Raw genomic sequence first — 14314 nt, forward strand, 5'->3', positions numbered from 1 at the left:
ATTATTGGTTATTGATTTAAATGTTAATAGCGGGTTATGCATTCATGGTCTATGGTCATCTTGCAAATTGACGGCAGGCCATCGACCATGGCTCATCGCGCATGCAACCCACATTCTTTCTTCGACTCATCCTCCCACCACCAGCGGCCGGCGCGGAAATCCTCGCCTTCCTGGATGGCACGGGTACACGGCGCACAGCCGATGCTGACGAAACCTTTGTCGTGCAATGGGTTATAGGGAATACCGTTTGATTTTATGTAATGTTTTACCTGCTCAAACGTCCAGTCCAGGATCGGATGGAACTTGAAGAGCTGATGCGCTTCGTCCCATTCCAGCCTCGGCATATCATGACGATTTCCCGACTGTTCTGCCCGGATACCGGTTACCCAGATTTTTGCCCCTTTCAACGCACGGTTCAACGGTTCCACCTTGCGGATGAAGCAGCATTCCTTTCTGTTTTCGATAGAGTCATAGAAACTGAGGGGGCCTTTGGTGCTCACCATATTTTCTACAGCCTCGGTCTGCGGGTAAAACACCTTTATTTTGGTATCGTAACGGTTGTTGGTCTTTTGCAAAGTCATATATGTCTCCGCGAAAAGCCGCCCTGTATCGAGCGTAAAGATGCTGATTGGAATGTTATTCTTTAAAATGAGGTCGGTAATCGCCTGGTCTTCATATCCCAGACTGGTTGAAAAGACGACTTCACCGGGAAAAAGATCCGCCAATATCGCCAGCGATTCAATTTCGCTTTTGCCCTCAATGGCAGCGTTTAAAGATGCTAATGTTTCGTTCATGGTGTAAATTATTTCAATTCAAATCGGGCGACGTTGAGAAACCGGTTGTTCAGATGATCAAAATCACCGTCAGTAGTAATCAGCGTCGCATTCAACGTACTCGCTACTGCCGCAATCCACAAATCATTCTTCCCCATATTCCTCGCCGAACAATCCAGCCTCCTGCCCGGTAACCTTCCCTGACTAAATGCGTCGATTTCGGCGTAGCGATTGACGATGTCCTCTGTCAGGTCAAAAAATGGAATAAATCGTTTGACCAATTCTTCCAGCTTAGCAATTTTTCGCTCGCCCCAACCATTCTGAATGGCAAGAGATCGCAATTCACCTATTATGATCGCCGGAACCATCACTCGCGTTCCCGGTTCAAAAATGCCGAAAGTTTCCTCCATCATATACCAGGAGGAATGTTTTCTGAAATAGGTTAAAATGACGTTTGTATCAAGTACATATGTCATTTCGTTAATTGCGAGAGCAGTAGTTCAAGTGGTTCTTGTATATCCAGTTCGTCCCTCAGTCGATCCATTTCTTCTTTGTTCAAACCGGTATAACCCTGTCTCTTGATCTGCTCCTGCAATGCATCCTCCGCCGTCCTGTTTCTAAACCTGGACCAAGCCTCGGCCCTATCTTTAGCTAATTCATTTTCAATAAATTCTTTTCCCTCAACACCAGCCAATTTCGCAGCCTGCTCAGCGGACACAAGGTCTTTCTCATAAAGATGCTTGGCAATGGAAAGTGAAATTTCCTCCTTGCTCAATTCGTCCGGTATTTCAATTGTTACAGTGTGCATGTATATAGTTGTGTTTAAGTGGATAACTACTCCAATATATCACTTTTCACCGACACTTCCACGGCCTGGGTGAAATCCTCGATGAGGTCTTCTACGTCTTCCAAACCTACTGAAATACGGATCAAACCTTCGGTAATGCCTAATGCGGCCTTTTCTTCCGGCTTTAATTTGGCGTGGGTTGTCGTGTTCGGGTTGGTGACGATCGTGCGGGTATCGCCGAGGTTGGACGACAGCGACGCGATCTCCAATGCGTCCATGAATGCAGCTACGCGTTCGAAGCCACCTTCCAGTTCAATCGTTACCACCGCGCCGCCGGCTTTCATTTGCTGCTTAGCAAGATGGTATTGCGGATGTGATTCGAGGAACGGGTATTTTACCGATTTGACGTCCGGGTGCTTGTCCAGCGCCGTTGCCAAAGCGAGTGCGTTGGACGAATGCTTTTCCATTCTCAGGCTCAGCGTTTCCAGGCTTTTACTCAAAACCCAGGCGTTGAATGGCGACATGGATGGCCCCGTCTGACGGCAGAAAAAGCGTAACTCCTTGATATATTCTTTTTTACCTACAACCACACCACCCAAAACGCGGCCCTGACCGTCCATGAACTTCGTTGCGGAATGCAATACGAGGTCGGCGCCGAAATCGGCCGGAGTTTGCAATGCAGGTGAAGCAAAGCAGTTATCTACATTGAAAATGATATTGTGTTTCTTGGCAATCCGGCCGATCATCGCAAGGTCTACCAGGTCCAAACCAGGGTTCGAAGGCGTTTCGAGGTAAATCATGCGGGTGTTTGGCTGCACGGCGGCTTCCCAATCGGCTTCGCTGGCGTCTGCATCCAGGTAAGTGTGGGTAATGCCCCATTTGCTCAAAATCTGTGTAATTACCTGATGGGCAGAGCCAAACAATGCGCGACAAGCCAGAATGTGGTCACCTGTTTTCAGCAAGGCAGCCATACTCGCGAACACCGCAGCCATACCGGTTGCCGTGGCGACACCGTCTTCCATATCTTCCAGGATACAAACCTTGTCCACAAATTCCTGCACACTCGGGTTGGAAAAGCGGCTGTAAATGTTTCCTGCTTCGGTTTCCTCGAAAAGTGCTTTTCCCTGTTCGGCGCTTTCGAACGTGAAGCTGCTGGTGAGGAACAGGGGAGTGGAATGCTCACGGTATTTGGTTTTACCGGTCTGCGTGCGTATTGCTTTGGTTTGTTTTTTCATGATGTGGAAACTGCGGCTGTCGTTGGTTAGCCTTAAATGTATAATTGATGATTCCCGGATCGCTCCGATGTTATAAGCTGCTTAAAACCATATAGATAATCCTGAGGCTTACGATGATGACGATCGTTCCAACCATGATCATCATGGTCTTGATCGGTAAGCGACGGGATAGTGTGGCGGCGATGGGCGCGGAGACCATACCACCGAGGATAAGGCCAAGCACCACTTGCCAATGTGAAAATCCGATAATGCTGATGAATGTAACCGAGCTTGCCAGCGAAACGAAGAACTCTGCCAGGTTCACGGAACCGATGGTGTACTTGGGATGCCTGCCCCGTGCGATCAATGTCGACGTGACAATTGGGCCCCAGCCGCCTCCACCGATGGAATCCAGCGTTCCGCCTGCCATCGCCAGCCAGCCAATCTTCTTGATCGGCCTCTTTTCAACTCGTTTCTTTAACGCTTTCTGGATGATAAGGATTCCCAGGATCAGCGTATAAATTGCCACCAGTGGCTTAATGATGTAAATGTATTGTTCAAGCGTTGACAGCAAATAGGCACCCGTGATCGCCCCGAGCACGCCGGGAAACAGGATCTTTTTGAAAAGCTTGCTGTTCACATTGCCGAATTTCAAATGCATATAGCCCGAAACCCCGCTTGTGAAAATCTCCGAAGTGTGCACGCTGGCGCTCACTGCCGACGGCGGAACGCCCAAAGTGAGCAGGAAAGTGGAGGCGGTTACGCCATAAGCCATGCCCAATGCGCCGTCGATCATCTGCGCTACAAAACCGCCGAGAATGTAATAAAAGAAACTCTCGTTCAGTTCCAGCTCATTCCAGAGGAGCGTGAGCCGGTCGGCGGTGAAAAAGGTAAACAGTAAATGCCCGACGATCATCAAGGCGATCGCCGAGAAGATGTTAACGGCAATCTCCGTGCCGCTACGCTTGCGGATCGTAGCCGCCCAGAGCTTCTGCTGGATGGTTTCCCAGGTAAGGGGAATTTTTGTATTATTTCTGGAAACGGAAGCAACGGTTTTTGTATTTTCAGCCGGAGCCGCCGCAGACTGGAAGATTTCGTCCGATTCTTCCGGCAGATCGCGCAGAAAAACTGCCTTTCCCTGCTCACGCGCAAGCGCAGCCAAACGTCGATCTTCCTGAGGATCACCACTTGCGATATAAGCAACTTGTAGCGATTCCCAGCTTTTTTCGTCGTTTTCAGTTGAGGGTGTCAAATCCGCCGCTTCCTTCAAAGTCTATGTAGTATACTATAATTATAGAGTAAACTTTCAAGAAAATAGCAAACGGAAGTTTGCTATTTCAGGACGGCAAATTTAAGATCAATTTATTAGTTTTCAAAGAATAAAAACGAAGGCCGTGCTAATATACACGGACTTCCATGAGAGATACCGGCACATGCACGTGGCTGTTTTTCAGCCTGATTTTCAGCGAATGGGTATTCACCGGGCGGTCGAGCACGAGTGTTCTTTTGGTCAGGTGGTTGTCAGATATTGTCCCAATTACATGGTCAGCATCATCCAGCACTTCCACTTCCTGCACGCAAAACGGCATCACCGTCTCAGGATGGACGTAAATTACATTCTCCATCGGATGGTCGAAATCGGTGTCGAAAACGAAGTTTATTTTTGAAATCTGCTGATTCTCATTCCATTGGATATTCAGTTCCGGATTTCTGTCGGCGATGTCGGCGACCCATGCATTCGGGCCGGAAACAGGGCGGTGCAGGCCGTTTCGAAGGCTTTCTGTTCCGAAAAGTAGAATAGGTTCGCTCAATGTGAATGCAAGGTTCAAACCGGCCGGGCGCCGTTGCGGGCACCAGAACTCGAAAGTGTCAACACCGAGGTCTTCGGTCGGTTCCTGCTTTCCATAGTTGGAAACAGCCGGGTTAGTGGCATTGAATACAGTTACCAATCCGGTGACGCGCTGTTCGCTGTATTGAATTTTGACATGCTCATTTTTCAGGAAGCAGACGAACGCGTAGCATTCTTCTGAAAAATAACTGCCCCAGTGCAAAACCAATTCATGTTTACCTTTGGTCAGTTGGTAGTTTTTGGTTTCCAGCGTTACGTCAGGCGTGTGGTTAAAGGGTTTGCTGCTTTTGCGTAGTTCAGTAACGAGCTCAGTGTCCTGTAATGCTTCCACCCAAACATTTACCGCAGGCATTGAAGTTTTGACAGGCAACATCTGCGCTACGGAATGCTCGATGGTTCTCCATTGATCCGAACCTGTTAACCCTTTTAATTCCAATGTGGAAGATGCGCTGATTTTGGCGCTGTTAATCAGGTTCTCCGGATCGGAGATGGATGTTTGAGGAAGATATTGTCCCGATCGCCACAATTCGAGTTGCAGTTCTTCCAAGTGCTTTTCACCTACTTCCCGCGGCGAGCAGTTGTGTCTTTTAGCTACCGCCGCGGCGATAGCCACCGCCTGTCCGCCCGTCGCGCTCGTAGCCATTACGCGTGTGGAGGCAAATGCGACATGTGTTGCGCTGATGATGCGGCCTGCGATGAAGAGGTTTTCGATATTTTTACTGTAATAACAGCGGTAAGGAATACTGTACACGCCCTTGCTATGCCATTGGTTGCAACCCGCCTGGTCGGAGTAAACGCCGTCGGCAGGGTGGAGGTCGAGGCTCCAACCTCCAAATGCGACAGTGTCGTGAAATGTTTTTTGTTCGACGACATCCTGCTGTTTCAGCAAATAATCGCCTTCGAACCGACGGCTTTCGCGCTTGCCGGGAATAGTACCGACCCATTCGAGCGTCAAATTTTCAGATTCAGGAAATTCACCGGAATTTTTAATGTAGTTCCACGCCCCGTAAATGACCTTCCAAAGCTCCCATTTGATCTGCTCGGTGTCATGCACGGTATCCAGCCGCCCGCCATATTCCAGCCACCACAAGCGGCAGCCAAAGTCTTTGGGATTGAAGGTTTTATAACGCGGAATATCAGTAATATTCTGCATAGCGAATGCAGGCGGAACGTACTTCACCGGCCGGCCTATATCTTTGGAATAGAAATACATCGAATGTCCCAGCAGTTCGCCATAAGCCTGGTCGGGCGCGAATTTTTCCCCAAATTCCTCTGCCGACTCCGCGCCCATCCTGAATGCAGCACCCGCCAGAAATCCGACGATGCCATCCCCCGATGAATCGCAGAAAAGGGGTGCCGTTAGTATGTATTTCGTACTATTCTGACTGCAAAATGCATGCACCGCTTCGATCTTCTCTCCATGTTGTGCCTTATCGAGATCGAAGACCGCTGTATTCAACAGCAGCGTAATGTTTTTCTCCTGCGTCACTTTTTCTAGCAACACGGTATCGAATATCAACGGGTTCCCATCCGGGTTACGGAAGGCATTTTCGAGCATAATCTCATCGATGACGCCGCCTTCCCGTGCCCAGCGGTTGTTATTGCCCATATGCGAGGTTGCCCCCAGTATCCATAGCCGTACCTCGCTTGAACAGTTGCCGCCTAGCACTGGCCGGTCTTGTACCAGTGTCACTTTCAATCCGGCCCTTGCGGCGGTTATCGCTCCGCAAGTACCCGTCAATCCGCCTCCTACAATTACCAGGTCTGCTTCAAGCGCAATGGTTTTGGGTTGTCTTTTGTGTGTCGATTCTCCGATTATCATCTTGTCAGGTCTTTATATGTCATCGTTTGGCAGCTTCGCGCAGCCATGTTATTTCAGTTCAATGTCGGTTTGGGTAGTGATAAAACCGGTTGGTTTTGAGATTGTAATGTGTATTTGTTTGTCAAATCCACGCACAGGAATTGTGACATCCTTGCTTTCTCCCGGGTTGAGATCCGGTAAAGCAAAGCTGTTTTCACCCGCTTTCAGCATGTAGCCTTTAAGCGTCCGTGCCGGGAAATCGCCGCGTGACGTGATTTTGAGAACGAGTTGATGCATACCCTGGTCGCCGGTAGTGAAGCGGGCTTTTTCAATTAGTACCGGTGAAAATTCCCTTTGGTGAACCGGATAAGCCAGTCTCGGCGAGCGATCGGGCCCGACAATGCCCCACGGACGAAAACCATTTACATTGGTACCAAACAGCTTGCTGCGGTAGTCGTTATAAGTCCACCATGAAGCTCCTACTACAAAAGGCCGCTTGCGGATTTCAACCATCACATCACTTAAATGCTGCGCCTGCCCAGCCTCGCCGCCCTTGCCGTCGGAACGCGTGCCCCATTCGCTGATGAACACGGGCTTGTCGGGATAGAGCTTATGGATGTGGTCAAGCGACTTGGCATGGCCGCCGTAAGTATTGGTTGAAACAAAATCCACATACTGGCTGGCTTCGTCCTCTGGTTTTGCGGGTAGGGAATTCAACAACATACTCGCGAACGTGTACAGGCGTGTGGGATCAAGCTCACGTGCGTAGGCGATCATATCTTTCGTCCAGCGCTGGCCGCCGGGCACAGTGGAAGCGTATTCATTCCCGACACTGTACGCAATCACGCTCGGGTGGTTCCAGTCGCGCTCGACCATTTCACGGAACTGTGCGCGGAATTTGACCCGCATGGAGTCATTATCCATTTGCTTTGGCGTGAGCTGCCAGTTGCCGGCTTCGGTGATGATCAGCATTCCGTAGCGGTCGGCAAGGTCATAGTAGTACTCAGATGGCGTGTAATGCGTGAGGCGCTGAAACTCCATGCCCGCTTCTTTCATCAGACGGAAGTCTTTTTCGACCAGCCAATCCGGCTCCACGGTGCCAAGGCCGGGATAATCGATTACCCTGTTGCCGCCACCCACTTTCACCGGTTTTCCATTCAAAAGAAGTTGCGCGCCGCTTACTTTAATTTCCCTGATCCCGAAATTCGAAGCAAGCGTATCCGCTCCGACGACAGTTTTCAACTCATATAGATTTGGCTGATCCAGGTCCCAAAGCTTTACCTGCGCCGCCGTCAACGCTGCCTCGGCTTCAATCAATGCTGTTTGCCCGGCCGGAATGCTTTCGGCTTTTGTCTTCCAGCGCAATGTCAATGGTTTTTTGTCCTGCAAAATCGTCAGATCAAGTTTCGGCGAAGCTGGATTGGATGATGCGTTGCGAATCCGGACTTTGGCTTTCACCACAGCCGAGCCTTTTGTTAGATCAGGGACCGTTTCGATCTTGACATTTTCTGTATAAACCTCCGTTTCGATCGTCAGGTACACAGGCCGGATAATGCCGCCATAGTTCACCCAGCCCACAAAACCATCATTCACATTTCCACTGTCCTTAATGCCCGGAATGGTATTCGTTTTCCACGTATCATTGTTCACCGCCACGACGAGCAGGTTGTCCCCATCTTTGAGTTTGTCCGTCACATCGAAGCTGAACGGCGTGTATCCGCCCTCATGCTCACCCACATTTTGTCCGTTCAGCCATACATTCGTTTTATAAAAAGCGGCATCGAAATGCAGGATCACCCGCTTACCGGTAGTGCGTTTCCACGCAAATGTTTTGCGGTACCAGGCTGTGCCCGTATAAAATTCATAGCGCGGGTCGGTGGAGAAGCAATGTGGCACCGTCACCTTATCCTGACGGTTTTCCTGGGCAACTCCCTCGCGGTACCATTGGTTGGCAATGCCCAGCCCGGCGGGATCAAGCAGGAACCACCATTCGCCATGGAGCGGAATCGCGTTGGGTTGCCGGAGATGGTACTGGGCCACACCTGGCTGGGCCACACCTGGCTGGGCCACATCTGGCTGGGCCACACTTGGCTGGGCCACCAGTCCCGAGGAGGAGAGGGATAATGCTAGGAGAGAGATTAAAAGGGTTAAGCGTTTCATTATGTGGATGTCGTTCGGTTGAGGTTTGTTTTGTTCGGGTTTAATTTGTAAAAAGCATTTTGAGTTATGGCCACTTCGCACACCACTCCGACCCGTCTGAGCAATCTCCAAAGCGAGTTGCTGAAACTATATGCCCACAATGTTTCTGATGATCAATTAAGAGATATCCGGAAAATGCCTGCCGATTATTTCGCCGCGAAAATCGATGCGGAAATAGATCATTTGTGGGATGCGAATGGCTGGAATGAACAAACCATCGAGTCCTGGAAGTCCGAGCATATGCGTCGCAAGTCTTTGCAGACTGCGCCATCGTTGCGAATGTTGACCATTTAGTTTCCGAAGGCCGCCATTTTAATATGCTCAAGGACATAGATTTTCCCAGGTTATCTGTCATTAAAGTGGACGAGTTTCTTCAAATGTTGACTGTGTAATTGGTTCAAGCGACACCTTCCTTGCCGCCAGGAACGGTATCAGCGCGGAAAACAGTACCACTGTCGCGATGGCCGCGGTGATCCATGTGCCATCGGTGGTCAGGAGGCTCAGGATGTAGAGCATTACTGCCGTAAAAAGCAGCGCGCCGGTGATCACCTGCAATCCAAAACGGTTTTGCTTTTGCACTAATAATGCTTCTTCGGCATCCGCTTCCTCGGCAACCTGCCTGCGCTGGTCTTTCGAGAGCATGTAAATGGTGTATTCACTGGCAATCAGGTTCTTTGATCTTGCCCACAGCTCGTAAGCAAGCAATAGCAGCAGCGGCAGCCCGACTCCCACGATCGTTTCCATTCCGCGCGACAGTTTGAAATCCAGCAGCGACGGCGCCAGCGTTTTGAAAAACAAGTTGACGCACAAGCCAATGCACGTGACCCAAAGCGTGGTGCGCCCGTTGAGTCTTTTGGAAAACAATGCCCAAAGCGGCGGCGCGAGCAATGGCCCGCCTGAGATGGCCGAAATGCTGAGTACTACTTCCACTATACCGCCCGCGGCCGGAACGAGCAATGCAATGCCGATCATACCGAGCCCAAAAAACCAGGACGAACCCCGCGCGACGCGGATGAGCTGCCGGTCGGAGGCGCCCGGGTTAACCATTCCTTTATAAATGTCATTGGTGAAAACCGCCGAAACCACATTCAAAGCCGTGTTGGCGCTGGCCGAGGTGGAGAAGTACATGCCCGTGAGCATGAGCCCGAGCAGGCCCGGAGGCAACACCAGTTTGCATATCATGAGGTAAGCATTTTCGGTATCCAGACCAGTCAATGCCGGGTTAATCGCCTTATAAATCATCGGCGGAAACATCCAGATCACGGGGCTGATGAGGTAGAGACCCGCGAAGAGAAATGCCACTTTTTTTGCTGACTTTTCGCTGTCGACGCTTGTGTAGCGTTGCACCATGGTCCAGTTGCCGCCGATGTAGCAAATGTGGTAAATCACAAATGCTGCCACGAAGCCGAGGGTGTACTCGCCGTTGAGCAGGTTGAAAAAGTCATCCGGTATTTTGCTGGTAAAACCTTCCCAGCCGCCTACCTTATTGAACGAAAGGGGCAGCAAAATGAAAACGGCCGCGGAGAGCACCACAAACTGCAAAATGTCCGTCACCATCACAGCCCAAAGCCCGCCGACAGCTGTGTAGGCGATCATAAAAAGTCCCAAACCGATGGTACAAGGCACCAGCGGCAAGTCCAGCGAAGCACTTACCAGTTTCGCCACGGGATACAACACCGAGCCTTTGATAAACACAGAAACCAGCGTAAAAATGAAGATATATGTCTTCTGAACAGGTAGCCCGAGCCGTTCGCGGATGAACTCGGCGGCGGTTAATGCGCCCGTTCGTTTCCATCGCGGAGCCAGATAAAGAGCGGTGACCAGCGCGCCAATGCACATCGTCCATTGAATGGTAATCGCGACCCAGCCGTGTTTGTAGGCGATGGAACCCCAGGCTACAAAAGTACCGGCTGAGAAGAAGCTCATAAAAAGCGACAATCCGCCGATAAACCAGGGAACCGCTTCTCCCCCGGCAAAAAAGGATTTCAAATTGCGCCCAGTCCGGGCAAAAAGCATCCCAATGCCCATCACGAATGCGGAGAATACGAGAATGACAATGGTATCGGTGGTATTATTCATGAGGTTCGGTCAATAGTTGATTTGAAGGGTGCGGGTGCCGAATGCGGGGAGTTTAATGTTCGAAATCGCTGCTTTCTGATTCGTCTCGGCCCATTTCATGGTTGCTGTCGCATTGCCTTCGGCCACTTTGCTGTTGTCAATTTTCAGATTAAAGGCCGTCGGTTGCGCGCTGTTGTTCAGGAGTGTTATGTAATAGGTATTTCTAGTGGTTGATTTTGAAATGATGGGGTCAACGGACGGACTGTCCGCCACGGCAAAACCTTCTTTGATGACCAGATTAGCCTTATCGCCGAAAACGTCTCCCGGTGCGAAGCCGTAAGTCTGGTGCGGGCCGACTTTGGGTGTCACAAAACCGCGCGGGAACGTAACCTTGCCGTTCGAGCGTAATGCGGCTTCGGAGAGCAGGTAATCCGTAATCCAGCCGATCTGCCACCAGGCGTGATGCGGATAAGGGCCGGCTCCGCGGTTCATGGCGTTCCAGTAGTAGGAAGCCACGCTGGTTTTGCTGTCCACGAATGCATCGCGACCAATGGCTGAAGCCCGTGCCATATCGGCGAAAAGCTGCTCGCCGGTGAACTGGTATATGCGGATGAACAAACCCGCATGGCTTGCTAACTGAATTGGCCCGTGCCGCGTAGCCGAACCGAAAATGCCACCATGCTCGAAGCTGAGGCCAGTTTGGCTGATTTCCCAATCTTCCCGGTTGATGCCATTTACGGTTTTGGGCTTATGGTCTGCAATAGGATGTGTATAAATGGATGAGGTGTAGATTTTCGCGCAGGTAACGGCAGCGTCCTGGTATTTTTTGTTTTGGGTTAAATCAAACAAATCCAGCAATGCCTGTGCCGATTGGCCGGTCGCGAAATCGGGAGCATAACGCGCGTCTCCGCAGACGCCCAAAAAAGCACCGGTCTGCACGGCGTTTTGCATAAACCATTCTGCCCCTTTTTCGGCCGCTTTCAGGTATTTTTCATCTTTTAAAATGCGGTAAGCGACAATGAGGCCATAAAAAGTAGGTCTTACATCCTGAATATCTTTAAAAGTCTCCTGCTCGGTCTTGCGGTCATAGGCCACGGCAAAGCTGCCATCTTCACGCTGCCAGCTTAGCAATCTTTCGGCACCAAGGATCAGCCTTTCTTTCAGTTCCGCATTGTCCGGTTCGAAAAGCAGCATGTTGCCCACGTCGAGCATTACATAATAGGTCAATGCAATGGGTTCGACGACCTCACCCCATTCTTCTACAAACTTTTTCTTTTTGGCCAAATAATACTGGCCTTCCACGGCGCCTTTGAAGAAACCGGCGTCGGTTTGCTGCTGTACAAGCTTGAAGTTTTCGGCCGGCGGAAGCACTTTTTGTATTAGTTCGGGATCTTTGGTAGCATTTGCCAGCATCCACATCGCGCCATAATCAGAGTTTTTCATCGCGTCCTTATCAGATCCAACTACCCCGCCGAGGTAAGACTGCGCGCCGATCTGTTTGCCTTTGAACTCTTCGATATTCCATAGGGAAGTCTTCGGATCTATAAGGTAATGGTGCATTTTCTCGATACGGTCGGTCAATGCCTGTTTGCTCTGGCGGAGGGCCAGCGTTTCGCGGAATTTGTAAATGTCGATGGCAGCATGCTTGGTGGCCTGAAACCAGTCGCCTGCGATGAGGCTGTACCGGAAAGTGTAGGAAATCGATTCCCCCGCGTTCATTTCCGACTTTTCTTCTCCTAAAACCGGGTAATATATGGTAGGCGAAAGTTGCGCCTTTCTGTTCCTATGCGAAAGCCCGAGGTGCCAGTCGATCTGCGCGATCTGGTCTTTCACCCAAGGATCCCGGGCCAGGCCCGGCTCGGGAATGACCGATAATGTAATGCCATCCTTGCTACTCACAAGCGGGCTCAATGTGGACGCGCAACGCTCGCGGTATACCACCGGGCGATCGGGAATGCCATGCCCATAGGCATAGGCCAGCGCAAAGTTCTTTTGTACAAAATTCCCCTGAAAGTACCCCGGCACCGACACCCAACTCATTTGTTCCATTGGCAATGTGGCCAAAGTGGGCGTGGCGAGCGAGAAAAAGCCCTTTTTCTTGGCATTCAAAGTCAGCGTTACCATTATGTCATTCGGAAAACGCGGATCAAACTGCCAGTGCGCGGTAACGGTTGCGACATCGGTTTCGGATTTGAATTCCAGTCCGTTATCTTTTGCCGCGCCGGTTTGCGGAAAAAAGTGGAATGCCTGTCCGGCCGTGTTCAATGCGACACCCGTGGTGCTTTCCTTCCACTGTGTTTGCTGGTAATGATAGGCATCTTCGGGGAACTTGCCACCGGTGATTTTTTCGAAGGTTTCGGCCGCTTCGGTCGAAGGTTTGGTTTCGGAATACAGTAATGTGTACTCTCCGGACGGCGCCATTGCCATTGCCCATTCCCCATTTTTCTTTACCGAAACCTCCTCGATTTTAAATGCGCCGTCGGTTTCGCGCCATTGCACGCGGATCGCATTGTTGGTCAATGCTTTCACGGAGGTTCGCTGGGCAAAAACAAACGTCGCCTGAACGCTGAGTAAAATAGATAGTAACAGGGTTATTCGCTTCATTTTTCCTGGATTAGGTCTTTGATACCGTCTGTCATAAAAGAGGTTAGTTCGCCTTCCTCATTGGTGTAAAGCATGTATACGTCGATATCTTTCCGGTTTTTCAAAAAGGTTTTGGTCGTTTCGAGGCCCATTACGAAGAATGCCGTGTCGTAGCCGTCGGCAGTGATCGCGTCTTTGGCAAACACCGTGACACTCAGCAGCGGCGTCTGTTCCATGGATCCGGTACGCGGGTCGATGATGTGGTTATAGGTAATGCCGTTTCGGGTAATGTGGTTGCGATAGTTGCCCGCCGTGGTCATGGCGCGGTCGGTCAGCTTTACTCTGCTAGCCAATGTGCCCGGTTTTAGCGGGTTTTCAATGCCGGTAACCCAGAATACACCGTCGTTCTTCTTGCCCGAACAAAATACTTCCCCACCAATCTCGACCATAAAGCGATTGATGTTTTTGGCTTTCAGAAATGAACCAACCAAATCCACCGAGTACCCTTGTGCAATGCCGTTGAAATCCAGCTTTACACCCGGCCGGCCGGTTACCTGCTTCTTGTCAAACTGAATTTGCCTGAACCCGACCCATTGCAGTAAGGAATCCACATCTACTTGCTCGGGATCAACATGGGTTTTAGCCCCGAAACCATAAGCTTCCGCCAACGGCATAATAGTAGGGTCAAATGCACCATGGGTCGCTTCATGAATTTCTTTTGATTTGCGCAAAACCTCATAAAACCACGGCGACCGGAATAAGTGCGTTGAATGGCTGTTAAATGCAGATAGCTCCGAATCGGGCCGGTACAGCGACAGGCATTTATCAAAATCGGTGAGAAGGGAGTCGATGGAATGCTTGAAGTTGCGGTTTTGCGGGTCGAAATAGCGGAGATGATAAGTAGTGCCCTGCGCCTCGCCGTCAATGGCGATCATGGGCGCATCTGCTCCCGACGCTGCCATTGAGACCAACGGCAGCGAGACCAACGGCAGCGTCATCGGGAAGAGGAAGGATATTACTCCGGCAATGCTTATCATTTTATTATTCAAA

The 14314-nt window shown here is 50.5% G+C and carries 11 protein-coding genes; 1 reads left to right on the forward strand and 10 read right to left on the reverse strand.

The window, feature by feature from the left end:
• Window positions 1-92: 92 nt before the first annotated feature.
• From LZD49_RS08595 to LZD49_RS08625, 7 genes are all read right to left on the reverse strand, one after another.
• Window positions 93-794: a phosphoadenylyl-sulfate reductase gene (locus LZD49_RS08595; RefSeq protein WP_234666933.1), complete on the reverse strand. Its 702-nt coding sequence runs from the start codon at window positions 792-794 to the stop codon at window positions 93-95.
• An 8-nt stretch (window positions 795-802) separates the two neighbouring features.
• Window positions 803-1249 carry a PIN domain-containing protein gene (locus LZD49_RS08600; protein WP_255720971.1) on the reverse strand — a complete coding sequence of 149 codons (447 nt, stop codon included), beginning with the start codon at window positions 1247-1249 and terminating at the stop codon, window positions 803-805.
• The gene (locus LZD49_RS08605) at window positions 1246-1581 is read right to left on the reverse strand and encodes a UPF0175 family protein (RefSeq protein ID WP_234666935.1); all 336 of its coding nucleotides are present in this window, start codon (window positions 1579-1581) and stop codon (window positions 1246-1248) included. The genes LZD49_RS08600 and LZD49_RS08605 overlap by 4 nt, the downstream gene beginning before the upstream one ends.
• A gap of 26 nt (window positions 1582-1607) precedes the next feature.
• Window positions 1608-2795: a PLP-dependent aspartate aminotransferase family protein gene (locus tag LZD49_RS08610; protein WP_234666936.1), complete on the reverse strand. Its 1188-nt coding sequence runs from the start codon at window positions 2793-2795 to the stop codon at window positions 1608-1610.
• Between the two features lie 70 nt (window positions 2796-2865).
• A complete protein-coding gene (locus LZD49_RS08615; protein ID WP_234666937.1) occupies window positions 2866-4044 on the reverse strand; it encodes a sulfite exporter TauE/SafE family protein in 1179 nt (392 codons plus the stop codon).
• A 127-nt stretch (window positions 4045-4171) separates the two neighbouring features.
• Window positions 4172-6445 carry an FAD-dependent oxidoreductase gene (locus tag LZD49_RS08620; RefSeq protein WP_234666938.1) on the reverse strand — a complete coding sequence of 758 codons (2274 nt, stop codon included), beginning with the start codon at window positions 6443-6445 and terminating at the stop codon, window positions 4172-4174.
• A 48-nt stretch (window positions 6446-6493) separates the two neighbouring features.
• Entirely contained in the window at window positions 6494-8584 is a 2091-nt protein-coding gene (locus tag LZD49_RS08625; RefSeq protein ID WP_234666939.1) for a glycoside hydrolase family 2 protein, read from the reverse strand.
• 66 nt (window positions 8585-8650) lie between these two features.
• Here LZD49_RS08625 and LZD49_RS08630 point away from each other — a divergent pair, with 66 nt between their 5' ends.
• Window positions 8651-8917, forward strand: a complete 267-nt coding sequence (locus LZD49_RS08630) for a hypothetical protein (RefSeq protein ID WP_234666940.1) — start codon at window positions 8651-8653, stop codon at window positions 8915-8917.
• A 60-nt stretch (window positions 8918-8977) separates the two neighbouring features.
• On the opposite strand, the gene LZD49_RS08635 is transcribed toward LZD49_RS08630, so the two are convergent.
• The 3 genes from LZD49_RS08635 to LZD49_RS08645 are packed head-to-tail and all read right to left on the reverse strand — an operon-like array spanning window position 8978 to window position 14313.
• Window positions 8978-10702: a sodium:solute symporter family protein gene (locus LZD49_RS08635; protein WP_234666941.1), complete on the reverse strand. Its 1725-nt coding sequence runs from the start codon at window positions 10700-10702 to the stop codon at window positions 8978-8980.
• A 9-nt stretch (window positions 10703-10711) separates the two neighbouring features.
• Window positions 10712-13285 carry a glycerophosphoryl diester phosphodiesterase gene (locus tag LZD49_RS08640; RefSeq protein ID WP_234666942.1) on the reverse strand — a complete coding sequence of 858 codons (2574 nt, stop codon included), beginning with the start codon at window positions 13283-13285 and terminating at the stop codon, window positions 10712-10714.
• On the reverse strand, window positions 13282-14313 hold the full coding sequence (locus LZD49_RS08645; protein WP_234666943.1) for an FAD:protein FMN transferase: 1032 nt from the start codon (window positions 14311-14313) through the stop codon (window positions 13282-13284). Before LZD49_RS08645 ends, LZD49_RS08640 begins: the two co-directional genes overlap by 4 nt.
• Between the last annotated feature and the right edge of the window lies 1 nt (window position 14314).

The sequence above is a fragment of the Dyadobacter sp. CY261 genome, from assembly GCF_021440085.1.
In the GTDB taxonomy this organism is placed as follows: Bacteria; Bacteroidota; Bacteroidia; order Cytophagales; family Spirosomataceae; genus Dyadobacter.